Below are 25698 nucleotides of genomic sequence, written 5' to 3' on the forward strand. Positions count from 1 at the left end.
ACGCGAGATGTTCAGTCGCGTCAGGAGATCTTCTGGGTGTCGAAGGCCGCGCGCATCTGGAGGAGTCGCCAGTTGCGGTGGATGGCCTTGCTCACCTCCGCCAGGTCGATCTTCGTCTTGCCGAAGCGGCCCTGGGCGGCGAAGTAGCTCTCGAGGGCGCCCTGGGAGAGCGCCGAGTCCACGTTGACCACCCAGCGGTGTCCGTCGAAGACCTCCACCACCGGGTAGAGGCCCGACTCGACCGCCTGGCGCACCAGGTTGATCCCCTCCCCCGGCTCCGACTTCCAGCCCGTGGGGCAGGGAGAGAGCATGTGGAGGAAGCGGAAGCCCTTCATGTCGAGGGCCCGGCGCATCTTGTGGAAGAGGTCTTCGGGGTGGGCCATGCTCATGGTCGCCACGTAGGGGATGCCGTGGGCGGCCATGATCCCGACGATGTCCTTCTTCTGCTCGAGCTTGCCCGAGGCGGTGGTGGTGGTCACCGCGCCCATGGGGGTCGCCGACGAACGCTGACCGCCGGTGTTCCCGTAGATCTCGTTGTCGTAGCAGATGTAGAGGATGTCCTCGTTGCGCTCGGCCGCGGCCGAGATGGTGGCCATGCCGATGTCGTAGGTGCCGCCGTCACCGGCCCAGCAGAGCACCCGGGTGTCCTCCCCGTTCATCTTCGCCACGTGGGCGAGCCCGGTGGCCACCGCCGCCGCCGAGGCGAAGGTCGAGGCCACCACCGGGGCACCGTAGGCGGAGTGGGGGAAGGGGCCCGCGGTGACGATCCCGCAGCAGGCCGGGATCACCATCTGCACGGTCCGGTCGGCCACGGCCCGCGAGAGCATCTGGAGGCCGATGGACATGCCGCAGCCGCCGCAGTTGGTGTTGCCGGCCCGGAGGATGGGCTCGGGGCGATCGACACCCGTCTGGGTGATTCCGTCGAGCAGAGGCTCTTGCATCACGCCACCTCCTTCAGGATCGAGGGCTCGGGCCGATCACGCTCGGCCAGGTCGTCGAAGATCTCCACCAGGTGGTGGGGCCGCACGTCGCCGCCCCCCAGGCCGATGAGGTAGCTCTGCACCACGTCGGCCGTGCGCACCGCGCCACGCAGCTCGCTCCAGAGGATGCCGCCCATGCCGGGCGAGAGGTCGCGATCGATGACCGCGATCTTCTTCGCCCCCTTCAGGGCGTCGACGAGCTGCTGCTCGGGGAAGGGGCGGAACATCTTCACCCGCAGGCTGCCGGCCTTGATGCCCCTCTCGCGGGCGGTGTCCACCGCCTGCTTGGCCGTGGCGCCCAGGGTGCCCATCGAGACGATGACCACCTCGGCGTCCTCGGTCCGGTAGGGGACCACCGGTCCGTCGATGGAGCGGCCGAAGGACTTCTCGAAGGCCTTCTGGTGCTCCTCGTAGACCTTGAAGACCCGGTTCATGGCGTCCTGCATCTGGCCGCGGTGCACCTCGGTCTCGTGGGGGAAGTCCAGGCCTCCCATGGTCCGGGGCTTGTCCGAGATCCGGTGCTGCATCTGCAGCGGGGGCAGGAAGCCGTCGACCTGATCCTGCTCGGGGATGTCCGTCTCCATCAGCGTGTGGGAGAGGACGAAGGCGTCGATGCAGACCATCGTCGGCAGCAGCACCCGCGGGTCCTCGGAGAGCCGGTAGGCGAAGAGCAGGGAGTCGAAGGCCTCCTGGTTGTCCTCGCAGTAGAGCTGGATCCAGCCGGAGTCCCGCAGGAGCAGGGTGTCGTTGTGGTCCACCCAGATGTTCCAGGGCGGGCCCAGGGTGCGGTTGACCGCCAGCATCACGATCGGCAGCCGGTACATCGCCGCCGTGATGACGTTCTCGGTCATGTACGCGAGCCCGTTCGAGGAGGAGGCCGTGAAGGTGCGCGCGCCGTTCGAGGCCATGCCGATGCAGACCGCCATGGCGGAGTGCTCGGACTCGACCCGCACGACGCTCCCCTTCTCGATCTCCTGCCGGGAGAGGAACTCGATGGACTCGGTCTGGGGGGTGATGGGGTAGACCCCGCCCCCGAAGCCGCGCCCCTTCCGGTTGGCCCGGCCGGCCAGGGTGGCCGCGAGGCCTGCCGCATGGTTCGCCGTGATGAGCTTCTTCATTCGTTCACCATCTCCATGGCGCCACGCGGACACTCGGCCACGCAGATGCCACAGCCCTTGCAGTAGTCGGCGTCGACCATGTAGCCGGCACCGTTTCGATGGATGATCCCCTCGGGGCAGAACACCATGCAGGTGTCGCACTCGGTGCAGTCCCCGCAGGAGAGGCAGCGCTGGGCCTCGAGGCTGCCGCTGGGCAGCCCCGCGTCGACATCCATGAACGCCTTCAGCCGCTCCTCCACGCTCATGCGCTCGTGCGCCTCGGCCTTGCGCTTCGCGAAGTGGGCGAAGTTCACCTGCTTCGGTCCGACGGCGCGCTCGACCGCGGGCCGCACGAAGAGCTCGACGTCCTCGCCGAGCTCGCGCAGCAGGCGGGTGGCCGCCAGGCGGCCGTCACCGATGGCGTGGGCCACGGTGCCCTCCCAGGTCGAGAGATCGCCGGCGACCCAGACGTTGAGCGCCTTCTCGCCGTCGAAGACGCGGCCGTCCTTCATCTCCCAGCCCTCGGGGAGGAGGGAGAGATCCGCGGACTGGCCGAGGGCCAGCAGGACGTGATCGCAGGCGATCTTCTGCTTGCGATCGGTGACGACGGGGCTGCGCCGGCCGCTCTCGTCCGGCTCGCCCATCTCCACCTCGGCCAGCTCGATGGCCTCGAGCTTGCCCTCTCCGTAGAAGGCCGTCGGGGCCAGCTGGAAGTGGAAGACGACGCCCTCCTCCAGGGCCTCCTCGACCTCCTCGGCGATGGCGGGCATCTCCTTGGCGGTCCGCCGGTAGGCCACGGTGACCTTCTCGGCGCCCTGCCGCAGGGCCGAGCGGGCGCAGTCCATGGCGGTGTTGCCACCGCCGAGGACCACCACGTGGCCCGAGAGGCGCTGCTCGCTCTCGAGGTTCACCCGGTGGAGGTAGCGGATGCCCTGCTCCACCTGCGGGAAGTCGGCGCCCGGCACGTCGAGGCCGCGGAGCTTCTGCAGGCCCGTGGCGATGATCAGGGCGTCGAACTCGGAGGCCAGCTCCTTGATCCGGCCCCGGGAGAGGAAGACCCCGGTCTCGGCGACCACGCCGAGCTCGAGGACCGCGCTCACCTCCCGGTCGAGGACGTCGCGGGGCAGGCGGAAGGTGGGGATGCCGGTGCGCAACACGCCGCCGAGCTTCTCCTCACCGTCGAAGATCACCACCCGGTGCTCGTCCCGCGCCAGCTGGTAGGCGGCCGAGAGGCCGGCCGGCCCGCCGCCCACGATGCCGATGCGCCGGCGCTCGCCGACCACCGCGTCGGGGTCGGTGCGGGCGATGTGGGCGTGGTCGGCGATCCAGCGCTCGAGGGCGCGGGTGTCGACGGCGCCGTCGTAGTCGATCCGGTTGCAGCTGCTCTTGCAGAAGCCGGGGCAGACCCGGCCGCAGACCGCCGCGAGCGGCGTGGAGTCGGCGAGCACCTCGGCGGCGGCCACCTCGTCCTTGCGCGCCAGCGCCTGGACGAAGGCCTCGACGTCGTTGCCGGCCGGGCAGGAGGCCGTGCAGGGGGCCAAGGCCCGGACGTAGCGGGGCAGCTGGGTGCGCCAGCTCCCGGTCTTCAGGCCGGTGGGCGCCCCCTCGACGTGATCGAGGAGATCGAGGACGCGGGGCGGGACGGGCATCTGCATGGCAGGGGCGCCGTCCTCCATCGCGGCCGTGTCGATCTCGCGGACCTTCACCAGCTCGAAGGCCTCCTGGGCGGCGGCCAGGTTCGAGTCGAGGCCGAGGTCCTCGTAGGCCTGCTCGACGGTCTCCCAGTCGATGCCCATGAGGCGGGCGAAGGCGCCGGAGATGGTGGTGTTCACGATCACCACCGTCCGGGTGCCGATGCCGTGACCCCGGGCGATCGAGGTGGCGTCCACCGTGGCCAGCCGGGTCCCGGGGAAGAGATCCGCGATCTCGTCGGGGGACTTCGGCGTGTTGATCAGCAGGATGCCGCCGGGCTTGAGGCCCGCCAGCACCTCGGGGCCGAGCAGGGTCGGATCCAGGACCAGCAGGTGGTCCGGGTTGTAGACCTTGTTGCGGGAGACGATCTCGTTGTCGTCGACCCGGGTGTAGGCGCGGACCGGGGCGCCAGCGCGCTCACCGGCGTAGTCGCCGAAGGCCTGGACCTTCTTGCCCAGGCGCGAGTAGATGGCAGCGAGGATCTTGGCGCCGGTGACGCCGCCCTGGCCGCCTCGACCATGAAGGCGGATCTCCATGGGACCTCCAGTCGATGGGGGAGCGGGGAGCTTCTTCGAACAAGGTCCGGTGACGTCCCCATGAAGAGGTACATCCCGCCCCTTAATAGACATGGCGGTACCGGGGTCATCAAGGCATTTCGCAGGTTTTTCGCGGGCTGCATTTCTTGCGTTCGGCGTCCCGCAATCATTGCGAGGTGCTTTTCCGTTTACCCCCGGACCCCCCGGGCGTCCTTTCTCCGTGAAACCCCTTTCCCCAAGGAGAACCCCATGAAGCCCTCTTCCCGCCGGAATCTCTCTCGCGCATCCCTCGCGCTGGCCCTGATCGCCGCCGCCAGCTTCACCCTCCCCGTCCTCGCCCGCGGACCCCGCGGCGGAGGCCCCGGCGGAGGCGAGGGACCGATCGATCCCGAGCTCGCCTCGGCCCGCAAGCAGCTGATGGCCGCCACGGTGGTCGCCAAGCTCGACCTCTCGAAGGAGCAGAAGGCCGCCCTGAAGAAGATCGTCCTGCAGGCCCGCGAGGTCCGGGAGGAGGGTCGCAACGACGCCGACGCCAAGCGCCACCGGGCCGAGGCCAGGGCGCTGCTCGAGCGGGCCACCGCCGAGGTGCGGGCCAACGGCGGCGAGATGAGCGCCGACACCCGCGCGGCCCTCGAGGCCCACAAGGCCGAGCGCGCCCCGCAGCGGCAGGCCCAGCGCGCCACCATGAAGGAGCTGATGGTCTCTGCCCGCAACGTGCTGACCCCCGAGCAGCAGGCGAAGCTGCACGAGCTCCGCGGCCCCGGCGGCCCCGGCGCCCACGGCCCGCGCGGCCCCGGCTTCGGTCCCGGAGGCGAGCAGGGCTTCGGCGGCGGCCCCGGCCCCTGCGCCAAGAACCCCGAGGCCTGCCAGCAGATGCGGCAGGGCCGGCGCGGCCCCGGCGGCCCGGGCTTCGGCCCCGGCGCCGGTGGTCCGCAGGCCCGGCACGGTCAGCGGCAGGGCAAGAAGATGATGAAGCTCCTGCTCTCCGACGAGTTCCTGGCCGAGCTGTCTCGCTAGGCCTCCCCGATCCGCTGCCCGGTCGGTCCTTCCTCCCCACTCACCCATCCGCCGGTCAGCCTCTCGCCCGGGATCCGCTTCGCTGCGGGTCCCGGGCTTTTCTTCTGGTTCGACAGGAGAGACCCCGTGCACGTGGACGGGTACGTGTACGTGCACGGCTTTCCTCGGTATATCGCCGGCCATGGAAGCGCCGACGCCCCCGAAGAAGAGCCACCGCCTCATCCTCCCTCTGGGCATGCGGGTCCTGGTGAAGATCCTCCACGACGAGGAGCGCACCGAGACGGGCCTCTACCTGCCGGAGGGCGCGAAGGCGAAGCACGAGGAGGCCTTCTACGCCGAGGTCATCGAGGTCGCTCGCGACCGGGCCACCGGCGACGAGCCCTCGGAGAACGTCTCGGGCATCCCCCACGGGGCGAAGGTGCTCTTCCCCAAGACCAAGGGGGTCCCCGTCCCCTGGGACGACTCCCTGCGCCTCGTCGACGTGAAGGACGTGCTCGCCACCGTGGAGGAGCACAGCGAGGAGGAGGCCCACTGATGGAGCCCCGGCTACCCACCCGCAGCGGCGCGCCCGACGACGCGGCGATCAAGTCCATCACCCGGCCGGACGGGAACCTGCTCGTCTACTACGTGCTGGCCTCGCTGATGACGGCCTTCGCCTTCCCCATCGTCATCCTGCCCCTGGTCTTCAAGTACTACACCCTGCGCTACACCCTCGACGACGAGGGGGTGAGCGCCTCCTGGGGTCTCTTCTTCCGGCGCGAGGTCTACCTGACCTACCGGCGCATCCAGGACATCCACGTACGCCGCAACATCGTCGAGCGCTGGCTGGGCATCGGCACCGTCGACATCCAGACCGCCTCGGGCAGCTCCACCGCGGAGATGAAGCTCGAGGGGATGACCGACTACGAGGCGGTGCGCGACTTCCTCTACCGCCGGATGCGCGGGCACGCGGCGATCCCGGGCGCGAGCGCGGCGACGGCGCTCGAGGCCGCGGGCGAGGCCCCGGCCGGCGAGGCGCGGGTGATCGCGCTGCTCGGCGAGATCAAGGACGAGCTCGAGGCCACCCGCGAGGCGCTCGCGGCGCGGGAGCGCTGATGTACGGCCTCATCAAGGAGCCCCTGCTGCGCCTGGTGAAGGCGCCCCTCGAGCCGCCCGAGCCGCCGGCGGGCGACCACGAGACCCTGCGCATCTTCCGGGCGAGCCCCCGCTACCTCACCTACCGGATGCTCGGGCTGATGATCGTCGGCTCCCTCATCGTGCTGCCCGCCTTCGCCGCCTGGGCCGCGGCCCTCGCCCAGGGCGAGACGGTGACGATCGGCTCGGTGGCGGCCTTCACCCTCCTCGCCCTCTGCGGCTTCTTCCTGGGCTACTTCCTGATCCGCATCGACTACGACATGCGCTACTACCTCGTGACCGATCGCTCGATCCGGATCCGGGAGGGCGCCTGGACGATCAAGGAGATGACCCTCACCCACGCCAACGTGCAGAACCTCCGGGTGAGCCAGGGTCCCCTCCAGCGCCTCTTCGGCATCGCCAATCTCGAGCTCGACACCGCCGGCGGCGGCGGCGCGGCGGCGCAGCAGGGTCAGCAGGTCACCCACGCCCACGCCGCCCAGATGGCCGGCATCGAGAACGCCCACGAGGTGCGCGACCTGGTCCTCGCCCACCTGCGCCGCAACGCCGCCGGCAGCGGCCTGGGCGATCCCGACGACGAGCCCGCGGCGCTGCCCGCGACGCAGCCCGCGGCCGGCGCCTCCTCCCCGTCGCTGCTCGAGGCCCTCGAGGCCGTCCGCGACGCCGCCGCCGCGCTGCGGGCCGAGGCCGAGCGCTGAGGCGCGGCAGCCGCGCCCGGCTCAGGCCGCCTCGGCCGTGGGCCGCTTGAAGCGCAGGACCAGGGTGGTGCCCGGCTTGCCTGCCTCGGAGTGGGCCTCCACCGAGCCCCCGTAGCGCTCCATGAACATCTTCAGGATCGGCATCCCGAAGCCGGTGCCCTTCTCCCGGCGGACCCCCCGGCGGGTGGTGGGCCGCCCGAAGTCGAAGACGTGGGGCAGGAGATCGGGCGGGATCCCGGCGCCCTGGTCGCTGACCCGCAGCAGGACCTCCTGTGCGCCGCGCTCCATCTCCACCACCAGGGAGGCGTTGTCGGGGGAGAACTTGATCGCGTTGGAGACGACGTTCGCCAGGACGTTGCTCACCAGGGAGAAGGGCTCGGCGATCACCTCCAGCTTCTCCCCGGGCTCGAGGCCCCGGGTCTCCACCGAGAGGTGCCGCCGCTCCAGGTCCCGCTCGAAGAGCTCCAGGGTCTGGAGCAGGGCCTGGGGGAGACAGACGGGGACCGGGCGGATCGAGAGCTTGCCGGTGCGCATGGCGTTGAAGGCGTTGGTCTGCTCCACGATCTTCATGACCCGGTCGAGCTGCTCCCGCGCGATCTGGCAGCTCTCCCGCGGCGCCCCCGAGATCTCTCTCTCGACCAGGGAGAGGCGGAGGTCCACCACCATCAGGTGGTTGTTGAGGTCGTGGCCGATCATCGAGAGGAGGGCGCTGTTCGTCTCGTAGAGATCGAAGACGCGCTCCCTCTGCCCCTCGATCCGCCCCACCATCTGGTCCACCTCGGTGGCGAGGCGCCCGGCGATGTGCCCGCCCACGACGACCATGAGCGCAAGGGAGACGAGGTGGAACTCGAAGATATCCTGCTCGGAGAAGGGATCCCCCTCGAGCCCGAGCCTCGGCCGCAGGAAGCCGGCGATCAACACCAGCAACGAGGAGGCGAGGCCCAGCCGCAGCCCGTCCCGGCGACCGAGGAGGTGGACGCTCAGGATGGTGAGGAGCGGGGGCCAGAAGAGGTTCGAGAGGAGGCCGTCCGGGGCGTAGAGGTGCTGGGCCCCCAGGAGCAGCTGACAGAGGACCACCGCCAGGACCGAGGTGAGCACGAAGCGATCGGTGAAACGGAAGCTGAGGGTCAGGAGCAGGAGCGGGACCGCCGCGGCCAGGTTGATCCGGGCCGAGATGAGCTTCCCGGTCGCGAGATCGAAGAAGGAGAAGAAGAAGACCACCCCGGTGATGACCAGGAGGTAGCTGACCAGCAGCCGGCGGTTCTTCGTCACCCGAAGATCGGCCTCACGATCCTGCGCCTGCGGCGGCGTGAGCCACCGGCTGATCTTCTCGAACAAGCTCTCCTCCCGGCAGGCGGCTCCCCGGGGAGCCGCTCGACTGGAGGTCTACCGGATCGAGAAGCGGTAACCCAGACCCAGGATGTGCCAGGTGTCGGGGTTCGGATCGCCGATGGGGCGCTGAACCCGGTAGAAGAGCTCGCAGTCGTGATCCGCGATCGAGTAGGCGGCGCCGAGGGTCAGCCGCCACTTGGTGGCTCCGGTGGTGCCTCCCCCGAGCTGCAGGTAGAGCTCGGCTTCGACGAAGGGCTCGACCCCGAGCTCGGTGCCGTAGGCGAGGCCGATCCGCTGGCGCAGCACCGGCTCGAGCGGATCACCGCTGCCCGACGCGCCGGAGGTGAGCTGCAGCCGGGCCCGGTAGGCCAGGGTGACCTCCCCGACGCGGTAGCGGGGCAGGAGGTCCAGCATCACCCGGTGGGCGGTGGTGAACTGGCGCTGGTTGTTTCCCTCGGCGATGAGGCGGTAGCCGAGCGCCGCACGGAAGTTCTTGTGGACGCCGTAGCGCAGACCCAGCTCGGGCATGATCTTGCGCAGGCGCGTCAGGTCGTTGTCCCAGCGCAGGTGCTGATCGAAGGAGAGCCAGAGCTCCTTCACGGGCCGGTAGCGCACCCCTCCCTCGAGCCAGAGCTGGGCCTCGGGGGCGGCCCGGGCCGGCAGGGGCGAGAGGAGCGCCAGCGCGAGGAGCGGCAGGAGGAGTCGGCGGGTCATGCGTTCACCTCCCCGCGCTCGGCGGGCTCGAGGGTCGCGGCGCCGGACTCGGCGTCCACGCAGTAGACGGTGATCTCGGCGGTGTCCCGCAGGAGGTTCACGCTCATCACCTCGGCCCGGGCGATGACCAGCCCGGTGCGGGCGCGCAGATCGGCCCGCAGCTCCGCCTCCCTCCCCGGCTTGAGCAGCTCGAGGTCGTCGTAGGTGATGAGCTTCGACTCGAAGTACTTGTGCCGCAGGACGTACTCGAGGGTGTAGGTGAGGCCGACGATGGCGATGTTCATCACCAGCAGCTCGGCGACGCTGATCTTCTTGTTGGCCAGCGCGTTGAGGATGGCGAGGCCGATGACCACGAAGAGGTAGGTCAGATCGCGGATCCGGATCGGCTCGGTGCGGTAGCGCAGGATCCCGAAGACCGCGAAGAGGCCGAGGGCGAAGCCCAGCTCGATGGGCACCTTCCGCAGCAGGAAGCAGAGCGAGAAGGTGATGAGGTTGAAGATGAAGTAGGTGAAGACCTGGTCGTTCCAGCGGTAGCGCCGGACGTAGACGAAGCGGACGATCAGCGTCGTGAAGAAGAGATCGGTGCCCAGCCGGACGACCAGCTTCGCGACGGCCTCGATGTCCATGAACTCGTTGGCGCCGTAGACGTCCAGGAACCAGGCGAGCAACTCATCGAGCATGATGGGACCTCATGATCTCTCGCACCCGGGTCGGGGTGCGGTAGGCCCGCGGCTCCTCTCCGCTCAGGGAGACGGCCGCGCAGTACTTGGAGAAGCCCCCGGGGTGGATCCGGCAGGCGCGGATCGCCCTCATCCCCGGCGTCCGGGGTCCGAAGCGGGGCTGCTTGAGCTCGGCGATGACGAGCTCGGGGATGTCGATCCGCGAGCGCTCGGTCTGGACGGTCAGGCCGAGATCCAGGGTCACGCGCTCGACGCTCCGGCTGCCGACGAGGGTCACCCGGGGGAAGAGCAGCCACTGGGAGGGCGCCCTCTCGGACTTCCGGCCCGACTGGGTCGGCACCTTCCAGCGCAAGAGCAACAAGTTGAGCGACGACCGCTCCCAGCTCGAGGCGCTGGTGCCCGTGATGCAGCTCCCCGACGACCAGCTCCTCGCCGCCCTCGAGCCTCACCTCGACGTCGACGCCTTCCTCGACTTCTGGATCACCGAGCTGATCATCTCCCACGCCGACGGCTACGCCCGGAACACGAACAACTTCTATCTCTACTTCGACCCCGACACCGGGCGGATGAACTTCATCCCCTGGGGCATCGACTCGATCTTCCACGTGGGCAACCGCGCGGCCCCCTGGGAGGAGCGGCCGCCCCCGGAGATCCTCTGGGAGGAGGGCGTCCTCGCTCACCGCCTCTACCGGCACCCGACGATGGGGCCCCTCTACCTCGAGCGCCTGCCCTTGCTCCTCGACGCGCTCTGGGACGAGGACGCGCTGCTGGCCCGGGCGAACGAGTACCACGCCCTGCTCTCGCCCTACGTGGTCGACGCGAACCGCGAGGCCTTCGAGGGCGAGGTCGATCGGGTGCGCTACTTCATCCGCAGCCGGCGGGACGCCCTCCAGAACGCCCTGGCCCGGCCGCCGCCGGTCACCGACGACCTCCTGCGCGACCCCTGGTGCGTGGACCAGATCGGCACCGTCCAGGCCACCTTCGCCACCACCTGGGGCAACCTCGCCGAGCAGGATCCCTTCGCGGCGGGCACGGGCACCCTCACCCTGGACCCGGCGGTGGACCCCACCCTGCCGCCGATCACCCGCGTCGGCTCCAAGAGCGGCTACGACGAGCAGGGCCGGCAGAACGTGATCCAGGTCGTCACCTGGCACGATCCGAACATCGCCCTGGTGCTGAACCTGACCGTCGCCAACCCGGCGGACCTCGCCCCGGGGATGTCCCTGCCCCTCGACTGGCTCGAGAGCTCGGGCCACATCTTCAAGGTGATCTTCCAGCCGGGGGCCGATCCCGAGGTGTCGATCCTCGGGCTGGTGGGCGACGGCGTGCTCTACCTCCACGAGGCCGGCACCGAGGCGGGCGACGGCGTCGTCGGCACCGTCGACGCGCTGGTCTACGAGTCGATCTGGTGATCCCCCGGAGCCAGGGTCGGGGGCCGCTGGCGCTCCTCCTCCTCCTGCTGGCGGTGGGCTGCGGCCGGGAGGAGGGCGACAGCTCCGGCCTGCTCTTCCCGGCCGATCGGCTCCTCGAGATCGAGATCACCCTCGACCCGGGCGACTGGGAGCTGCTGCGTCACGAGCCCGACGACATCGGCCACCCCAAGGTGACCTGCGCCGAGCAGCCGACCGACCCCAAGTACACCTACTTCCCGGCCGAGGTGAGCATCGACGGCGTGCGCTACCCCGACGTGGCGGTGCGCAAGAAGGGAGGCTTCGGCTCCCTCTCCACCCTGCGGCCGGGGCTGAAGGTGAAGACCAACGAGTACGTCCCCGGCCAGGAGATCCATGGCCTGAAGCGCCTGACCCTGAACAACAACCACCAGGATCAGGCGCTCCTGCGGCAGTGCCTCACCTACGGCCTCTTTGCCGACGCCGGGCTGCCCGCCTCGCGCTGCGCCTTCGCCCACGTGACGGTCAACGGTGAGGACCTGGGCGTCTACTCCCACGTCGAGAGCATCAAGAAGCCCTTCCTCGGCCGCTTCTTCGAGGACGACTCGGGCAACCTCTACGAGGGGGGCGGCGACTTCCGACCGGGGATCGTGCAGGGCCTCCAGCCCAAGGTGGACAAGGAGGCCCCCGACTGCTCGGACCTCGACCGCATCGTGGACGTCTTCCAGCTGCCCGACGGCGACTTCGATCGGCGCGTCGATGAGGTGATCGACCTCGACGCCTTCCTCACCTTCTGGGCGATGGAGGTCATCACCGATCACTGGGACGGCTTCACCAACGGACCGAACAACTTCTACGCCTACCACGACCCCGTCAGCGATCGCTTCCGCTTCATCCCCTGGGGGGTCGACAGCACCTTCGAGGGGCGCCAGCGCACCGGACGGCCCTCCTCGGTCTTCGCCTGCTCGATCCTCCCCTGGCGCCTCTACGACCGGCCGCCCACCCGCGAGCGCTACGTCACTCGCCTCGAGGAGCTCCTCGCCTCGGTCTGGGATCCCGCCCGGATCGTGGGCGAGATCGATCGGATGGAGGCGCTGATCACGCCCTCCACGACGGGCAACGGCGTCGCGGATCTCGCCGGCCAGATCCAGGGCGTGCGCGACTTCGCCACCTCCCGCCGCGACCTCCTGGAGGCCGAGCTGATCGACGGGCCGCCGGTCTGGCCGACCCCGCTGCAGGATCCCCCCTGCCTGGCGCTCCTGGGCAACCTCTCCGGCACCTTCCAGGCCACCTGGGGCACCCTCGGCACCTTCCCCGCCGGGAACGGCACCATGAGCGGCAACGTGACCGGCCGGCCGGTGAGCTCGAGCACCCTCAACGCCACCGCCGGCCTCGACGAGGAGGGCAAGGTCGTCCTCCAGCTCTTCGCGCCCCAGGCCGACGGCACCTACGCGGTCGTGATGGCCATCGTCCACGACCCGGCCGACTTCGTGGTGGGTGACCTCCCCTTCAACCTCGTCGACCTCGCGGGCATCACCGGCTTCTACGATCCGGGGACCGACACCTTCGAGGGCGGCTGGCTGTTGCTCGGCGGGCAGCTCACCCTCGAGCAGGCAGGCACCACGGCAGGCGCCCCGGTCGTCGGCTCCTTCAGCGCGCAGGTCGTGGAGCTGTAGTAGAAGTCGAGGGACCGTGCCCCGCCGCCGCTCACTCCTCGTCCGCCTCGCTCCTCTCCTGCTGGTCGCGGCCCTGGCGCTCCTGGCGGGCCGCCTCCTGAAGCGGCACCTGCGCGCGGCGGCGCCGCCCCCGCCACCGCCGCCGGAGGCCGAGGCCGCGGTCGACCTCCCGCCCCGGGGGCCCGCGGCGACCCCGGGGGCCCACCCGATCCTGCCCCCCTTCAGGGGTGACCTGGACCACCCCCTCCTCCTCGATCCCGGGCCGGCCGAGCCCTCGGGAGTGGTCTACCTCCCCGAGCACGAGGGCTTCCTGGTGGTCGACGACGAGTCGACCCTCGAGCCCCAGCGCGGCATCTTCTTCCTCGCCACCACCCCCGACGGGGGCCTCTCTCCGATCCCGGTGCGCCTGGATGACCTGGGCGCGCGCCAGACCTGGGACGACCTCGAGGCCGTCGCCGCCAGCCCCGAGACCCTGCTCTTCCTCGCCTCCCACGCCTACGACAGCAGCTGGCGCCAGCGGATCTGCTGGGCGCCGCGGGCCGGCCTCTCGCGCGCGAAGGAGGGCGAGGCCCTCCTCCTCGAGGGCCTGCAGTGCACCTCGGAGCGGCGCTCCCGCGAGGCCCTGCTCGAGGCCCTGGAGCCCGCGGTCGGCGAGGAGCCGGAGCTCGACCTCGAGGGCCTGACCTTCTCCGAGGCCGCCGGCGCCTTCCTCGTCGGCGTGCGCCACCCCCTGGCGAAGGAGCGCGCCCTCCTGCTGACCCTCCAGCCGCCGCGCGGCAGATCCGGCCACCTGCAGATCCAGCTCGCCCGCACCCTGGACCTGAAGCAGCGGGGCATCCGCGGGATGTCCTTCCTCGATCGCCGCCGGCTCGTCCTCGCGGCCGGCCCCGCCGGGGACAACCCGGGGCGCTTCGATCTCTACCTCCACGATCTCGCCGAGGCCGACGAGGCGAAGGCGACCACCCTCCTCACCCCCGCCGGCTTCCCCCTCCACCTCGGGGGTGACCCCACCGCCCGCAAGCTGCGGATCGAGGGGCTGGCCTTCGACGGCGAGGCACTCCTGGTACTCTGCGACTCCGGCGACTGGCCCGAGGAGGGGGTGAGCGCCGCCCCGACCTACACCTTCCGCCTGCCCCTGCAGGCGGACTAGAAGGCGCCGCGGAGGTAGCCCTGCGCCCGCGGCTTCAGGGGGTGGCCGAAGTTGTTGCTGCCGTCCGGGAGGTAGCTGCCGGCGGTCTCGCGCATCTCCAGGCCGAGGACGGGGAGCTGCCCGTAGACGCCGGCCTCCCAGCGGGTGCCGCCCAGCTCGAAGGCCCAGCCGACGCGGCCCGCCAGGAGGGTGTTCGCCCCCAGCTCCCGCCGGATGCTCGGCGCCACCAGGGACTCGGGCGCGTTCTCGATCTCCCAGAAGCCGCTCACCCACATGGCGTCGAGGGAGAGCCTGAGGTTCCGCCCCAGGTAGCGGGCCCCGCCCAGGATGCGGTGCTGCGGCTCCTGATCGTCCACCTGCCAGATCCGGGCGCCGTCTGCCCCGACCACCCGCCGGTTCACGTAGTCGAGGTGGTAGCTGGCGAGGAGCTCCAGGTCCTCGGCCGGGCGCCAGGTCGCGGTGAGCTCGGCGCCGATCGAGCCGGTCGGATCGGGGTCGTTGAGGTAGTTGGCCGCCACCTCGTCGCCGATGATCGGCAGCCCGGCGAAGTACTCGATCTTCTGGAGCGACTCGACGTCGAGGACCACGTCGTCGAGGTAGCGGGAGGCGTAGAGCTCGACCTCGACCCGCAGCGCGTCCCCGAGGAAGCGGCCGCGCCAGCCGAGCTCGGCGATGTCGACCTTGGCGTTCTGGAGATCGGCGTTGCCGAGGTTCACGGCGAAGATGTGCTGGAGGCGGCGCAGGAGGTCCTCGTCCTGCATGGTGCCCGGCTCGAGGAGGACGTGGCCCTGCAGCTCGAAGAAGGAGGGCTTGCGGTAGGCGCGCGCCGCCGAGGCCCGGAAGGTGTGGTGGGCGCTCGCCCGGTAGACCGCCGAGAGGCGCGGGGCGAAGCCCGGCTCGCGCACCAGGTTGTTGAGGCCCGCCCGCACCCCGAGGTTCAGATCCAGGTCGTCCATGACCTGCCACTCGAGCTGGCCGTAGAGATCGGGGCGCAGCTCGACCAGGGGGTTGGCCTCGCAGGTGGAGGGATCGAAGTTGGTGGGCAGGCTCGGCGCGCAGGTCACCATCGTGCCCTCGCGGTGGTGGATCATCTTGCCCTGGAAGCCACCGAGGACCCGCAGGCGCTCGCCGATCCGCCAGGCCCGCTCGGCGGAGAGCTCGTAGACGGTCGTGGGGTGCCGGATCGGCTGGGGCAGCTGCGCCATGACGATCTCGGGATCGGAGGGGAAGCGCAGGTTGAGGTCGAGGTCGAAGCGCGCGTTCACCCGGTCGACGAAGAAGCGGATCCGGGTCTCGTGGACGATGGCCTCGGAGCGCAGATAGAGCTGATCGAAGCGCCCCTCGCCGATGCCGGCCACGGTGACCATGTCGCCGCCGTTCACGCCGCCGCCGAGCTCGAGGGTGGCCTCGACCTTCTCGCCCTCGTAGCGGACCCAGCTGCGGCTCCGGAAGGAGGAGGCCCCCACCCGATCCGGCTCGTAGAAGGGCGCCCGCTGGTCGTAGCCCCAGGCCGACCACCAGCTGAAGGCGCCGGAGCGGCCGAAGATCCGCAGATCACCGACCAGGGTCTCGGGCCGGTAGCCGCCGAGGCTCACCTCCGCCTGCAGCTTCTTCTCCTCGGCCCGGCGGGTGACGATGTTCACCACCCCCTGCAGCGCGCCGGCGCCGTAGAGAGTGGAGGCCGGGCCCCGGATGATCTCGATCCGCTCGATCGAGCCGATGTCCACCGGCAGGCCGATCCAGACCGGCAGCTGGAAGAGGGGGTTGAGGACGTCCCGGCCGTCGATCAGCACCAGCACGTTCGAGCCGGCGAGGGTCGTGCCCGAGCGCGCCCCCACCGCGGGGTAGGCGATGGTCAGGTGGAGGACGTCCACCCCCGGCACCATCCGCAGGAGGTCGGCGATGTTGTCGAAGGGCATCGCCAGGAGATCCTTGCGGGTGAAGACCGTGATCGCCGAGGGCGAGTCGTCGAGGCGCTGCGCGCGCCGGGAGGCGGTGACGACGACGTCCTCCTGCTCGAGGAGGGCGAACTCGTCCATGAGGTTCAGGTCATCGAGGCTCTCGAAGTCGAAGGCCTCCTCGAGCGCCGCCTCGTCGATCACGGGCTCCTCGATCGCGGCCTCCTCGGCCCGGGCCGCCAGCGCCAGCACGAGGCAGGGCAGAAGCACCATCGCCCCGCGCACCCCCCGTGCCTTTGAGCTCCACTCGCGCATCCGCGGCCCAGGGATGCCCCGGAATCAGGAGATTTTCAAGAGCCCGACCCGGCGCCGGCGCCGGGCCCCCAGCGCCAGGCCCAGCAGGAGCAGGCCGAGGGCGGGGCCGGAGGGATCGACCCCGGGGCCCCGCAGCGCGGTGCAGCCGCAGCCCTTCGGGTCGGGATCACCACCGCCGCCGCCGCCGCAGTCCTCGGGCGGCTCGCAGACCGGGGGGGGATCGAGGCGCTCGAGGCAGGCGAGCACCTCCTCCGGGGAGCCGGCGCAGAGGCCCGGCCGCTTGCTGGCCCCGGTCCGCTCGACGTTGATCACCATCGCCAGCAGCTCGCTGGTGCCGGTGGCGTCGAGGGTGATCCGTCCGTCGGCGGCGGCGCCGTCCTCACCGTCGGCGAAGAAGACCCACTCGCCGGCGACGCGGCTGGCGCCGATCACGATCAGGCCCGCGGTCTCGTCCTCGGCCGTTTCGGGGAGATCGACCAGGGCGAAGTCGACGGTCTGCCGGCCGGCGGCCTGCAGCTCGAAGGTCTTCACCGAGGCGTGGAAGAGCCGGAGGCTGGGGTCCTCGGCCGGGAAGGCCAGGGGCTCGCGCTTGGTGCGCGGATAGTCGGCGCCCTTCGCGTAGGAGAGCGCCGGGTCGGCCTCGGCCGAGAGGTAGAGGTTCCAGATGCAGAAGGTCTCGAAGGCCTCGGCGAAGCTGCTCTGGTGATCGCGCTGCAGGAGCTGATCGACCTGCTCGATCCAGAGGGGCTGCTCGGGGCTGTCGAGGCCGCCGGCGAGGCCCTGCCCCCGCTCCAGGTGCTCCCAGAGGGTGCGCAGGAAGTCGGGGCCGTACTTCTCGTGGAGGAACTGCCACCATAGGGAGGAGCCGTAGGAGAAGCGATCCACCGGCCCGGGCAGGGGCACGTCGAGGCTGCGGTCGGCGTTCTCGAGGTAGCCCGAGATCTGCCAGCGCAGATCCGAGGTGGCCGGATCGAAGATCTCGCTCCCCCACACCGCCGTCCCCTCCGAGACGATGGAGTCGGTGGCGATGCTGTAGGCGGCCTGCACCGCGTGGAAGTACTCGTGGCTGGCCAGCAGCCGGGCGGCGAAGGTCAGCGAGGGGTAGCCGTAGCCCTGGAAGTCGTTCTCCTGGAGGATGTGCCCCAGGCAGATCGTGTCGTTGTCGACCAGGCAGGCATCCGTGCCGAAGTGCCCGTCGGAGGAGAGGCCGAAGTCGAGGAGGTAGACGTCAAAGCGGCCGTCGCCGCCGTTGTCCCCGGAGAGGGTCTCGTCGGAGATCGGCGCCCGGAAGCCCAGCTCGTCCTGGTAGCGCGTCGCCACCGCCTCGTAGCTGTCCGCGACCAGCTCGACGTAGTCGGGCACCCCGCTGGCGTCGTTGTCGAAGGAGGGCACGGCGTGGGTGCCCGCCCGGGTGTAGTGCACCCGGAAGCGCCCGCCCGCCGAGTCGTGCTGCTCGATCACGTCGGTGGGGTCGTAGTGCCAGAGGCCGCCGGTGCCCTCGTTCGGGCGCAGGTAGGCCACCCCGGTGTCGTAGACCGGCGCGCGGGGGGCCTGGGCCTCGGGGCCGCAGGCCGTCAGACCGACGAGGACGAGGAGCGGGAGGCCGCGCCTCACGGCAGGAAGGCCCAGTGCATCCGGATGTTGCCGGAGCCGGTCGGCGGCGTGGGCGCCGTCTGCAGGGTGTCGCACTGCTCCTGCTTGGTGGGCTCGTAGTAGCTCTCGACCTCGAGCTTCACATGGGAGCCGTCGCGCAGCTGCACGATGAAGATCTGCCCGGTCATCGAGACGCAGCTGGTGTAGGCGTAGAAGCCCGAGAGGGCCGTCAGCGGCGAGGTGCCCAGCCCCGAGCCGTCGTCGATGAAGTTGCAGCTCTCGTCGTAGAAGTCGTCCTCGACGAAGGTCAGGCCGGTGGGCACCTCGGTCACGTCCGCGTAGAGGACCGAGGTCGGCAGGCCCGCGGCGGTCACGCAGGAGGCGCCGGAGGCCCCGCTGTTGATCCGGATGACGAAGCGGTGGAAGGCGATGTCCCAGTCGTGGGAGAGGGTCGCGTCCTCGTCGGAGAGCTCGACCTTCTGGAGGCCGTTCGGAGTGAACTTCGCGTAGACGTAGGCGTCCGGGGGGTTGGCCATGAAGCCGCCGGCGGTGGCGTCGACGTGGGAGTCGAAGCCGCCCTCACCGTCGGCCAGGGTCACGATCTGCCCGGGGGCGATCGTGGACTGGAGGTTCATCTCCAGGAACATCGTGTCCTCGCAGGGCGGGCGGACCAGCTCCTCGCACAAGGGACCCGAGCCCCCGTCGCCGCCCCCGTCGGCGCCGCCGTCGGCATCGTCGTCGGTGCCCGAGGGGCAGCCGGCGACGAGGAGAGTGGTCAGGGCGAGGGCGAGGAGGACGGGGCTCTTGAAACGCATGGGGCGCGGTCTATGCCCCGCCGCCCACCTTTTCAAGGATCAGTGGGCGCCCTTGAGCCACATCGCCGTCTGCTCGCTCTGGTAGACCAGCTCACCGGCCTGCTCGAAGCGGAAGGCGTAGCGGGTCATGATCTTGTCGCCCAGGCGCCGGTTGCGGACGGCCTTGCACTCGATCTCGATCGGCTCGCCCGGCGTCGAGAGGGTGAAGAAGCGGGCGTCGTGGATACGCACCCCGTAGCCGATCCACCCCTCGGCGTGCCGCAGGCCCAGCAGCTCGTAGGCGTGGACGAAGGCCGCCATGCCGGTCATGTGCACCATCAGGCCGCCGCTGACATGCCGGGGGTGGCGCACGGGGTCGGCCCGCTGGGTGTTGGTGATCGGCAGATCGTCGTGGGTCGGCATCCGCACCCGCACCAGGCTCTGCTCCTCGTCGACCTCGAGGATCTCGTCCAGGAGGAACCCCTCGGGGGCGTAGGGCATGTCGGCCAGCAGGGCTACGAACCCTAGAGAAGCCTAGGCCAGGAAGTCGAGGAGGGCGGCGTCGAAGGCCTCGGGGAGCTCGAGGTTCGAGAGGTGACCCGCGCCGGGGAGCTCCACCAGGCGAGCGTCGGGGAGGGCCTCGACCATCGCCCGCGCGGCCGCCGGCGGGGTGAGGGTGTCCTCGGCGCCGACCAGCACCAGGGTCGGGCAGGTGATCTCGCCGAGCTGGGGAGTCGAGTCCGGGCGATCCCGCATCGCCTCCAGCGCCCGGGCCACGCCCTCGGCGTCGGCGCCGGTGATGAGCGCCTCGGCCCTCGCCACGGCGTCCGGGCGCTCCCGGCGGGTGGTCTCTCCCAGGAGCGCCGGCAGCAGGGCCGCGGCCATCCAACCGGTGCCCTCCGCGCGCACCCGGGCGGCCTGTTCGCTGCGCTTCTGTCGCCCCGCCTCGTCGTCGGCGCCGCTGCGGGTGTCGGCCAGCACCAGCCCGGCGAAGCGCTCCGGCGCCAGCGCGTGGAGGCGGAAGGCCACGTAGCCCCCCATCGAGAGGCCGACGAAGATCGCCCGGTCGATCCCGGCCGCGTCGAGGTCGGCGAGCACCGCCCGGGCGAAGGCCTCGAGGGTGGGCTCGCCGGGGGCGCGGCCGCCGAAGCCCGGGAAGTCGGGGGTCAGCACCTCGCGGCCGCCGAGGGCCTCGCGCTGATCGGCCCACATGCCGGCGTGGAGGGGGAAGGCGTGGAGGAAGACGACGGGGGTGTTCGGGTCCATGGCCGGCAGCTTCGACCCGGCGGGAGCGAGGCGCAACCGCCCTGGCATCCCCCTCGCAACCCCCTGCGGGACGGGCCGGATGCCAGTCGTGCCAGCCGGCCCGGGAGAGGAGCAGCCATGACCCGAATTCTTCCTTCCTGGAGGGCCTTCCTGGCCTTCCTCTTCCTCCTCGGGATGGGCTCCTGCGCCACCCTGGGGCTGGGATCCTCCGCGATCCGTGGAGGCGGTGACACAGGCGCGGTGCCGCCGGGCCACGCCGCGGCGGCCCGGGCGGGCTGGAGCCCCCGGACCGGCGACCTCGTCTTCCGCCAGTCCCGCTCCCGCCAGGCGCAGGCGATCGAGCTGGTCACCCACTCCCCCTGGGGGCACACCGGGATCGTGCTGCTGATCGACGGAGAGCCCATCGTGCTCGAGGCCGTCGAGCCGGTGAAGCTCACCCCCCTGGAGCCCTGGCTCGCCGCCGCCCGGGGCGGGCGCTGGGCCGTGCGGAGACACGAGCAGGCCGAGACGATCTTCACCCCCGACCTCGAGCGGGAGCTGATCCGCGCCGGGCGCGCGCTGCTGGGCACCCACTACGACGGCCGCTTCGAGTGGAGCGATCGCCGCCTCTACTGCTCGGAGCTGGTCTGGAAGCTCTACGCCCGCCAGGCGAAGGTCCGGCTGGGGGAGCCCCAGCGCTACGCCGACCTGGACCTCTCCCACCCCATCGTCGGCCGCCTCATCCGCGAGCGCCTCGGCGCCGAGGAGCGGCCGAAGGGGAAGATCGTCACCCCCGGCGGCCTCTTCGATGCGCCCGGGCTGCGCACCGTCGCGGCCTCCTGGAAGCGCGACCGGTGACCCCGCGCTGATCTGCAGTAGATTGGGCCGGTGAGCGCCCCCCACCGCGAGCGGGTGACGGTCCTCGGTCGCTGATCAGCGCTCGAAAGCGAGCAGCTCGAGGAGGGGGCGGCCCTCGGCGGGCGTTCGCAGATCGACCCGGCCGAGCAGGGCCCAGTCGGTCTCGCTGGTCTCGGCCGCGTCGTCCTGCACCGCCAGGCCGCAGAGGATCTGCTGCACCTTCCACTGCCGATCCCCGTCGGGGTTCAGGTGGGTGAACCAGGGCGCCCGGCCCCGGGGTGAGACGTCGAGCTCGCCGTTGACCTCGGCGAAGGCGTCGAGCTCGGCCTGCAGGCGCTCGGGGGTCCAGGGCTCGGCCCCCTCGGGCAGGCGGGCGGCCGCGGCCTCGAGCTGGCCGCGGGCCAGGAGGCCCAGGAGCTGGTGGACCTCGGCGCGCACCCGCGCGGTGAGCTGCTTCTCGTCGGCCGCCAGGGTCTCGGCGAGGCTGGAGGCGCGCACCTCGTGGACGACCGCGGCGGCGCCCTCCCTCGAGAGGGCCTCGATGAGCGCCAGGCGCTCGCCCGGGGCGACCTCGAGGACCCCCTGCATGGCCTCCCACTCGTCCAGGAGGCTGGAGTCGACCCCGCGGATGATGCCCTCGAGGGTCGCGCTGATGTCGGCCAGCGGCTCGGTGATCAGCGCCTCGGGCAGGCCCCGACGCAGCACCCGGTAGACGTCGTTCAGGTGGCGCAGGAGCACCCCCTCCATCCGCTCCAGGCCGTGGTGGGTGACGTAGGTCTCGAAGCTGTGCGCCCGCTCGATCATCTCCCGGGCGATGGTCTTGGGCGCCAGCCCCCGCTCCCGCACCCAGGGGCGGTGCCGGGCGAAGGCCTCGAAGGTGGCCTCGAGGAACTCGAGATCGGGGCGGGGCGGCTCGAGCTCGTCGAGCAGCTCCATCCGCTCGTCGTAGGGGACGCCCTCGGACTTCAGCTTCGCCACCAGCTCGCCCTTCAGGGTCGAGAGCTGCCGCGCGAGGATCGCCCGCGGATCCTCGAGGATGGCCTCGATGACCGAGAGGGCGGTGAGGGCGGCGTCGATCGAGCCGGGGTCGTGCTCGCCCTCCCCCGTCGTGAGGAGGCTCTCGACGGCGGCCAGCAGGTAGAGGCCGAGGGCGTCGTCGAGACTGAAGCTCTCGTCCAGGGTGTCGTCCAGCTGAAGGCGGGCGTGACCGCCCGGCTGCCGGCGCTCGAGCCGGACCACCTCGGCCTTGCGCAGGGCCCGCAGGCGGGAGGCCAGGCGGCGGCGCTGGAAGGCCTTCTGGCCCTCGGTGAGGTGGGCGTGCTCGATGATGGCCAGCAGGCGGCGGTAGCCGCCGTCGCGGTCCTCGCTGCCCACCTGCAGGACCGAGAGCAGCAGGCCGAAGTCGAGCTCGAAGACCGGGACCAGGGGCTCGGGCGGGCGGTTCTTGATCTTCACCGTCGCCGGCTCGTCCCAGGGCACGAAGCCCTTGGGCGCGGCGCTCTTCGAGAGCTTGCGGGCGAGGTCCGGCCGGCGGGCGATCTTCTCGTCGACGCGCTTGTTCTCGATCACGTGGGCGGGGGCCTGCACCACGACGTTGCCGTGGTCGTCGAAGCCCTTGCGTCCGGCCCGGCCGGCGATCTGGTGCAGCTCCCGGCTGGTGAGCAGGCGCATCTTCGTGCCGTCGTACTTGCACAGGCCGGTGAGCAGCACCGTGCGCAGCGGGATGTTCACCCCGACCCCGAGGGTGTCGGTGCCGCTGATGACCCGCAGCAGCCCGGCTTGCGCCAGGCGCTCGGTGAGGCGGCGGTAGCGGGGGATGAGGCCGCCGTGGTGCAGGCCGACGCCGGCCTTGAGCAGGCGGGCGAAGGTCTTGCCGAAGGGGGTGTCGAACTTCTCCCCGGCGAGGGCCTCGGCGATCTCGCGCTTCTTCTCCTTGTCGATGAGCTTGAGGCTGGTGAGGGCCTGGGCCTCGTCGAGGGCGGCGCGCTGGGTGAAGCTGACCAGGTAGATCGGCGCCTCGCCCGCTCCGAGCAGCCCCTCGATGGTCTCGTGCAGGGGCGCGTCGGCGTAGCGCCAGGAGAGGGGCACCGGCCGCACGTCGCGGTGCACCTGCACCACCGGACGCCCGGAGAAGGCCTCGAGGGCCTCGAGGGTGGGCGAGAGGTCGCCGAGGGTGGCGCTCATCAACAGGAAGCGCGTCTCGGGCAGGGTGATCAGGGGCAGGTGCCAGGCCATGCCCCGCTCGGGATCGGCGTAGTAGTGGAACTCGTCGATCACCGCCTGGGCGAAGCGGGCCTCCCCCCGGACCGCGAGGAGGGCCAGCACCTCCTGGGTGCAGCAGATCACCTCGGCCCCGGGGTTCACACTCGCGTCGCCGGTCATCAGCCCGACCCGCGCGGGCCCGAAGACCGTGCAGAGCTCGAAGAACTTCTCGTTCACCAGCGCCTTGATCGGCGAGGTGTAGACGCTGCGCTCCCCCTTCGCGAGGGCGTCGAGGTGCAGCGCCCGGGCGACCAGCGACTTCCCCGAGCCGGTGGGCGTGGAGAGGACCACGTGGTTGCCGGCGAGGAGCTCGAGGACGGCCTCCTCCTGCGCCTCGTAGAGGGTGAGGCCTCGCGCCTCGACGTCCTCGACGAAGAGCTCGAGGAGGGTGTCGGCGTCGGCGGGAGCCTCGGCGGCGAGGATGCGATCGAGCGCGGCTTCGAGTCCTGCGGCCATGAGGCCGCCGGTCATAGCACGCTATCGACGAGCGCTCACTGCGAGCGGACGGCGATGCCCTCGACCTGGGTGCAGGAGCGCGCCACCAGGATGTAGTGCTGGAAGAAGCTGTCGGCGGTGACCTGGATCAGGGCGTCGGCGCCCTTGCGGTCCCGGATGGCCTGCTTGGTGGCCCCCTGGAGGGTGTTGCCGGTGGAGACCGGAAGCACTCCGAAGAGCAGCCAGAGGCAGTCGACCCCCTTCGCCGGGCCGAGCTCCTCGTAGCCGCCGGGCGCCAGCGGCTTGGTCGAGGGGGTCATGCCGATGGCGGAGTGGAAGCAGCCGCCGAGGGTGAGGAGGGCCAGGCCCAGGAGCAGGAGCCGTCGCATGGTGGGAGCCTTTCGCTTTGCCGGTGGGAGCTACTTCTTCCGGGGACGCTTCTTCGCGACCTTCTTGGCCGCCTTCTTCTTCGCGACCTTCTTTGCGACCTTCTTGGCCGCCTTCTTCACCGGCTTCTTCTTCGCCGGCGCCTTCTTGGCCGCCTTCTTCGCCGGCTTCTTCTTCGCCGGCGCCTTCTTGGCCGCCTTCTTCACCGGCTTCTTCTTCGCCGGCGCCTTCTTGGCCGCCTTCTTCACCGGCTTCTTCTTCGCCGGCGCCTTCTTGGCCGCCTTCTTCGCCGGCTTCTTCTTCGCCGGCGCCTTCTTGGCCGCCTCCTTCTTCGGGGTCGGCGCGGCCGGGGCCGGGGTCTCGGCCACCGGAGGCGGCGGAGGCGGCGGCGGGGTGTCCGGGCGCAGCACCGGGTACTGGCGGGTGAGCTCGGGATCGGGCACGTCCCAGCCACCCTGGCCGATCGCGGCCCGCCGGCCCTCCTTCAGGTAGTGGTAGAGGGGCTCGAGGTAGTTGCGCATCCAGCCGCGCTCCAGGGCGCGGCCGAAGCCCTCGGGGATGCTGCTGTGGAGCACCACCACCCGGGTGCCCAGGCCGGCCGGCTCGAGGACGATCTCCACCCGCGACTCGAGGGTCTTGGGGGGGAAGGTCGAGAGCCTCCAGGAGAGGAGGATCCGCCGGGCCGGCTCCAGGGTGCCGACGCGGCCGGAGATCGCGCCGTCCCAGAGCTGGAAGGCCGTGCCCACGTTGGGGACGATCGTGGCCGCGTGACCGGTGAAGTCCCGATGCTCCCTCGCGTTGAGGAAGGCATCGAAGACCCGGTCGGGGTCGGCCGGGAGGAAGGCGGAGACTCGGATCGATTCGGTCGCCATGGTCTAGGACCTCCTTTGGGGATCGATCCCTACACCAAGGCCGGTCCCGGGGCCACGGCCCCGTTTCCGGACGTGGATCATCGGCCCTTGTCCGACTCCTGCCGCGCACGCATACTGCCCGGCCGAAACGGACACCCCCTCCCGGCCAGGGCAGCCAAGAGGCGCCCGGCCCAAACCGCCACCGGAGCCACATCATGCGTATCTCCCTCCTCGCCGCCGCCCTCGTCCTCCTGGTCTCGGGTTGCCCGGACAAGCCCAGCACCGACAACTCCAAGTCGGTCTTCGAGCCCGCCCCGACCGCCCCCGCCGGTGAGGCCGGCGCGGCCAACCCCCACGCCGGCATGGACCCCGGAGCGCTGCCGGCCGGCCACCCCCCGATGGGCGGCGCCATGGGCGGCGCGGCCGCCGGCAACCCGCAGATGGTCGGCGGCATCGCCGCCCCCTCCGCCGCCGCCGGGCAGGGCGCGATGGCCCTGACCTGGACCCTCCCCGAGGGCTGGAAGGAGACGCCCCCCGCCAACGCCATGCGCCGCGCCCAGTTCGAGGTCGAGGGCAAGGGCGGCAAGGCCGAGTGCGTGGTCTTCTACTTCGGCCCCGGCCAGGGCGGTGACCCCCTCTCCAACGCCCGCCGCTGGGCCGACCAGTTCCAGCAGCCCGACGGCAAGCCCTCCTCCGAGGTGATGAAGACCGGCTCCCGCAAGGCCGGCGAGATCGAGATCACCACCGTCGAGGTCACCGGCACCTACGCCAACACCATGATGGGCGGCGCCCCCGAGGCCAACCAGATGCTGCTGGGCGCCGTGGCCATGGGCCCGGACGCCCCCTGGTTCTTCAAGTTCACCGGTCCCCAGGAGACCGTCGAGGGCGCCCGCGCGGGCTTCGAGGCCCTCCTCGACTCCCTGAAGGCCGGCGCGGCCGCGGCCGAGAAGGCCGCCGAGTAGGTAC

The 25698-nt window shown here is 71.1% G+C and carries 24 protein-coding genes; 9 read left to right on the top strand and 15 right to left on the bottom strand.

The genetic code is table 11. The annotated features are described in order from the left end of the window. Nucleotides 1-20 precede the first annotated feature (20 nt). The 3 genes from P1V51_15380 to P1V51_15390 are packed head-to-tail and all read right to left on the bottom strand — an operon-like array spanning nt 21 to nt 4305. Nucleotides 21-941 (bottom strand): thiamine pyrophosphate-dependent enzyme, encoded by a 921-nt coding sequence (locus P1V51_15380; protein ID MDF1564425.1) that lies wholly within the window; start codon nt 939-941, stop codon nt 21-23. Next, nucleotides 941-2098, bottom strand: coding sequence for a pyruvate ferredoxin oxidoreductase (gene porA / locus P1V51_15385; GenBank protein ID MDF1564426.1), 1158 nt, complete (start codon nt 2096-2098; stop codon nt 941-943). The genes P1V51_15380 and porA overlap by 1 nt, the downstream gene beginning before the upstream one ends. Next, nucleotides 2095-4305 carry a 2-oxoacid:acceptor oxidoreductase family protein gene (locus P1V51_15390; GenBank protein ID MDF1564427.1) on the bottom strand — a complete coding sequence of 737 codons (2211 nt, stop codon included), beginning with the start codon at nt 4303-4305 and terminating at the stop codon, nt 2095-2097. Before P1V51_15390 ends, porA begins: the two co-directional genes overlap by 4 nt. Before the next feature lie 249 nt (nt 4306-4554). Between P1V51_15390 and P1V51_15395 the strand changes: the two genes are divergently transcribed. The 4 genes from P1V51_15395 (at nt 4555) to P1V51_15410 (ending at nt 7154) form a co-directional block, all read left to right on the top strand. Beyond that, nucleotides 4555-5322, top strand: coding sequence for a Spy/CpxP family protein refolding chaperone (locus P1V51_15395; GenBank protein ID MDF1564428.1), 768 nt, complete (start codon nt 4555-4557; stop codon nt 5320-5322). A 181-nt stretch (nt 5323-5503) separates the two neighbouring features. After that, complete coding sequence (locus P1V51_15400) at nt 5504-5857, top strand: co-chaperone GroES family protein (protein MDF1564429.1); 354 nt, start codon at nt 5504-5506, stop codon at nt 5855-5857. Continuing rightward, nucleotides 5857-6417 (top strand): PH domain-containing protein, encoded by a 561-nt coding sequence (locus tag P1V51_15405; protein MDF1564430.1) that lies wholly within the window; start codon nt 5857-5859, stop codon nt 6415-6417. The genes P1V51_15400 and P1V51_15405 overlap by 1 nt, the downstream gene beginning before the upstream one ends. Continuing rightward, nucleotides 6417-7154, top strand: coding sequence for a PH domain-containing protein (locus P1V51_15410; protein MDF1564431.1), 738 nt, complete (start codon nt 6417-6419; stop codon nt 7152-7154). The genes P1V51_15405 and P1V51_15410 overlap by 1 nt, the downstream gene beginning before the upstream one ends. A gap of 21 nt (nt 7155-7175) precedes the next feature. On the opposite strand, the gene P1V51_15415 is transcribed toward P1V51_15410, so the two are convergent. Genes P1V51_15415 through P1V51_15430 form a run of 4 tightly spaced genes read right to left on the bottom strand, consistent with a single transcriptional unit; the run spans nt 7176 to nt 10241 of the window. After that, nucleotides 7176-8492 (bottom strand): HAMP domain-containing sensor histidine kinase, encoded by a 1317-nt coding sequence (locus tag P1V51_15415; GenBank protein MDF1564432.1) that lies wholly within the window; start codon nt 8490-8492, stop codon nt 7176-7178. 48 nt (nt 8493-8540) lie between these two features. Next, nucleotides 8541-9200, bottom strand: coding sequence for a DUF2490 domain-containing protein (locus P1V51_15420; protein MDF1564433.1), 660 nt, complete (start codon nt 9198-9200; stop codon nt 8541-8543). Next, complete coding sequence (locus P1V51_15425) at nt 9197-9880, bottom strand: DUF4956 domain-containing protein (protein MDF1564434.1); 684 nt, start codon at nt 9878-9880, stop codon at nt 9197-9199. Before P1V51_15425 ends, P1V51_15420 begins: the two co-directional genes overlap by 4 nt. Then, nucleotides 9870-10241, bottom strand: a complete 372-nt coding sequence (locus P1V51_15430; protein MDF1564435.1) for a hypothetical protein — start codon at nt 10239-10241, stop codon at nt 9870-9872. The genes P1V51_15425 and P1V51_15430 overlap by 11 nt, the downstream gene beginning before the upstream one ends. 1 nt (nt 10242) lies before the next feature. Here P1V51_15430 and P1V51_15435 point away from each other — a divergent pair, with 1 nt between their 5' ends. Genes P1V51_15435 through P1V51_15445 form a run of 3 tightly spaced genes read left to right on the top strand, consistent with a single transcriptional unit; the run spans nt 10243 to nt 14094 of the window. Next, on the top strand, nt 10243-11292 hold the full coding sequence (locus P1V51_15435; protein MDF1564436.1) for a CotH kinase family protein: 1050 nt from the start codon (nt 10243-10245) through the stop codon (nt 11290-11292). Then, nucleotides 11289-12944, top strand: coding sequence for a CotH kinase family protein (locus P1V51_15440; protein MDF1564437.1), 1656 nt, complete (start codon nt 11289-11291; stop codon nt 12942-12944). The genes P1V51_15435 and P1V51_15440 overlap by 4 nt, the downstream gene beginning before the upstream one ends. Before the next feature lie 16 nt (nt 12945-12960). Next, the gene (locus tag P1V51_15445; GenBank protein ID MDF1564438.1) at nt 12961-14094 is read left to right on the top strand and encodes a hypothetical protein; all 1134 of its coding nucleotides are present in this window, start codon (nt 12961-12963) and stop codon (nt 14092-14094) included. On the opposite strand, the gene P1V51_15450 is transcribed toward P1V51_15445, so the two are convergent. From P1V51_15450 to P1V51_15470, 5 genes are read right to left on the bottom strand one after another with little or no spacing between them, the layout of a single operon-like run. Next, nucleotides 14091-16277, bottom strand: coding sequence for a TonB-dependent receptor (locus P1V51_15450; GenBank protein ID MDF1564439.1), 2187 nt, complete (start codon nt 16275-16277; stop codon nt 14091-14093). The two genes, P1V51_15445 and P1V51_15450, sit on opposite strands and share 4 nt — an antisense overlap. A 54-nt stretch (nt 16278-16331) precedes the next feature. After that, entirely contained in the window at nt 16332-17921 is a 1590-nt protein-coding gene (locus tag P1V51_15455) for a hypothetical protein (GenBank protein ID MDF1564440.1), read from the bottom strand. Beyond that, on the bottom strand, nt 17918-18715 hold the full coding sequence (locus tag P1V51_15460; protein ID MDF1564441.1) for an HmuY family protein: 798 nt from the start codon (nt 18713-18715) through the stop codon (nt 17918-17920). Before P1V51_15460 ends, P1V51_15455 begins: the two co-directional genes overlap by 4 nt. A 39-nt stretch (nt 18716-18754) precedes the next feature. Then, nucleotides 18755-19195, bottom strand: coding sequence for a hypothetical protein (locus P1V51_15465; protein ID MDF1564442.1), 441 nt, complete (start codon nt 19193-19195; stop codon nt 18755-18757). Nucleotides 19196-19228: 33 nt separating this feature from the next. Then, complete coding sequence (locus P1V51_15470) at nt 19229-19960, bottom strand: alpha/beta fold hydrolase (protein ID MDF1564443.1); 732 nt, start codon at nt 19958-19960, stop codon at nt 19229-19231. Between the two features lie 117 nt (nt 19961-20077). On the opposite strand from P1V51_15470, the gene P1V51_15475 reads away from it, so the two are divergent. Beyond that, nucleotides 20078-20797 (top strand): YiiX/YebB-like N1pC/P60 family cysteine hydrolase, encoded by a 720-nt coding sequence (locus tag P1V51_15475; protein ID MDF1564444.1) that lies wholly within the window; start codon nt 20078-20080, stop codon nt 20795-20797. A 75-nt stretch (nt 20798-20872) separates the two neighbouring features. Here P1V51_15475 and P1V51_15480 read toward each other — a convergent pair whose 3' ends face one another. The 3 genes from P1V51_15480 to P1V51_15490 are packed head-to-tail and all read right to left on the bottom strand — an operon-like array spanning nt 20873 to nt 24753. Continuing rightward, nucleotides 20873-23515 (bottom strand): DUF3516 domain-containing protein, encoded by a 2643-nt coding sequence (locus tag P1V51_15480; protein MDF1564445.1) that lies wholly within the window; start codon nt 23513-23515, stop codon nt 20873-20875. Nucleotides 23516-23550: 35 nt separating this feature from the next. Continuing rightward, nucleotides 23551-23883, bottom strand: coding sequence for a hypothetical protein (locus tag P1V51_15485; protein ID MDF1564446.1), 333 nt, complete (start codon nt 23881-23883; stop codon nt 23551-23553). Between the two features lie 30 nt (nt 23884-23913). Beyond that, the gene (locus P1V51_15490) at nt 23914-24753 is read right to left on the bottom strand and encodes an SRPBCC domain-containing protein (protein ID MDF1564447.1); all 840 of its coding nucleotides are present in this window, start codon (nt 24751-24753) and stop codon (nt 23914-23916) included. A 194-nt stretch (nt 24754-24947) separates the two neighbouring features. Here P1V51_15490 and P1V51_15495 point away from each other — a divergent pair, with 194 nt between their 5' ends. Then, nucleotides 24948-25694, top strand: a complete 747-nt coding sequence (locus tag P1V51_15495; GenBank protein MDF1564448.1) for a hypothetical protein — start codon at nt 24948-24950, stop codon at nt 25692-25694. Nucleotides 25695-25698 lie beyond the last annotated feature (4 nt).

The organism is Deltaproteobacteria bacterium (genome assembly GCA_029210625.1).
GTDB lineage: Bacteria > Myxococcota > Myxococcia > SLRQ01 > SLRQ01 > JARGFU01.

What these genes read in the sequence shown, in the direction of transcription:
- P1V51_15470 (MDF1564443.1), bottom strand. Translation starts at nt 19,960, where the DNA reads ATGGACCCGAACACCCCCGTCGTCTTCCTCCACGCCTTCCCCCTCCAC.
- P1V51_15395 (MDF1564428.1), top strand. Translation starts at nt 4,555, where the DNA reads ATGAAGCCCTCTTCCCGCCGGAATCTCTCTCGCGCATCCCTCGCGCTG.
- P1V51_15405 (MDF1564430.1), top strand. Translation starts at nt 5,857, where the DNA reads ATGGAGCCCCGGCTACCCACCCGCAGCGGCGCGCCCGACGACGCGGCG.
- P1V51_15460 (MDF1564441.1), bottom strand. Translation starts at nt 18,715, where the DNA reads ATGCGTTTCAAGAGCCCCGTCCTCCTCGCCCTCGCCCTGACCACTCTC.
- P1V51_15495 (MDF1564448.1), top strand. Translation starts at nt 24,948, where the DNA reads ATGCGTATCTCCCTCCTCGCCGCCGCCCTCGTCCTCCTGGTCTCGGGT.
- P1V51_15420 (MDF1564433.1), bottom strand. Translation starts at nt 9,200, where the DNA reads ATGACCCGCCGACTCCTCCTGCCGCTCCTCGCGCTGGCGCTCCTCTCG.
- P1V51_15425 (MDF1564434.1), bottom strand. Translation starts at nt 9,880, where the DNA reads ATGCTCGATGAGTTGCTCGCCTGGTTCCTGGACGTCTACGGCGCCAAC.
- P1V51_15480 (MDF1564445.1), bottom strand. Translation starts at nt 23,515, where the DNA reads ATGGCCGCAGGACTCGAAGCCGCGCTCGATCGCATCCTCGCCGCCGAG.
- porA (MDF1564426.1), bottom strand. Translation starts at nt 2,098, where the DNA reads ATGAAGAAGCTCATCACGGCGAACCATGCGGCAGGCCTCGCGGCCACC.
- P1V51_15410 (MDF1564431.1), top strand. Translation starts at nt 6,417, where the DNA reads ATGTACGGCCTCATCAAGGAGCCCCTGCTGCGCCTGGTGAAGGCGCCC.
- P1V51_15380 (MDF1564425.1), bottom strand. Translation starts at nt 941, where the DNA reads ATGCAAGAGCCTCTGCTCGACGGAATCACCCAGACGGGTGTCGATCGC.
- P1V51_15485 (MDF1564446.1), bottom strand. Translation starts at nt 23,883, where the DNA reads ATGCGACGGCTCCTGCTCCTGGGCCTGGCCCTCCTCACCCTCGGCGGC.
- P1V51_15465 (MDF1564442.1), bottom strand. Translation starts at nt 19,195, where the DNA reads ATGCCCTACGCCCCCGAGGGGTTCCTCCTGGACGAGATCCTCGAGGTC.
- P1V51_15490 (MDF1564447.1), bottom strand. Translation starts at nt 24,753, where the DNA reads ATGGCGACCGAATCGATCCGAGTCTCCGCCTTCCTCCCGGCCGACCCC.
- P1V51_15400 (MDF1564429.1), top strand. Translation starts at nt 5,504, where the DNA reads ATGGAAGCGCCGACGCCCCCGAAGAAGAGCCACCGCCTCATCCTCCCT.
- P1V51_15390 (MDF1564427.1), bottom strand. Translation starts at nt 4,305, where the DNA reads ATGGAGATCCGCCTTCATGGTCGAGGCGGCCAGGGCGGCGTCACCGGC.
- P1V51_15475 (MDF1564444.1), top strand. Translation starts at nt 20,078, where the DNA reads ATGACCCGAATTCTTCCTTCCTGGAGGGCCTTCCTGGCCTTCCTCTTC.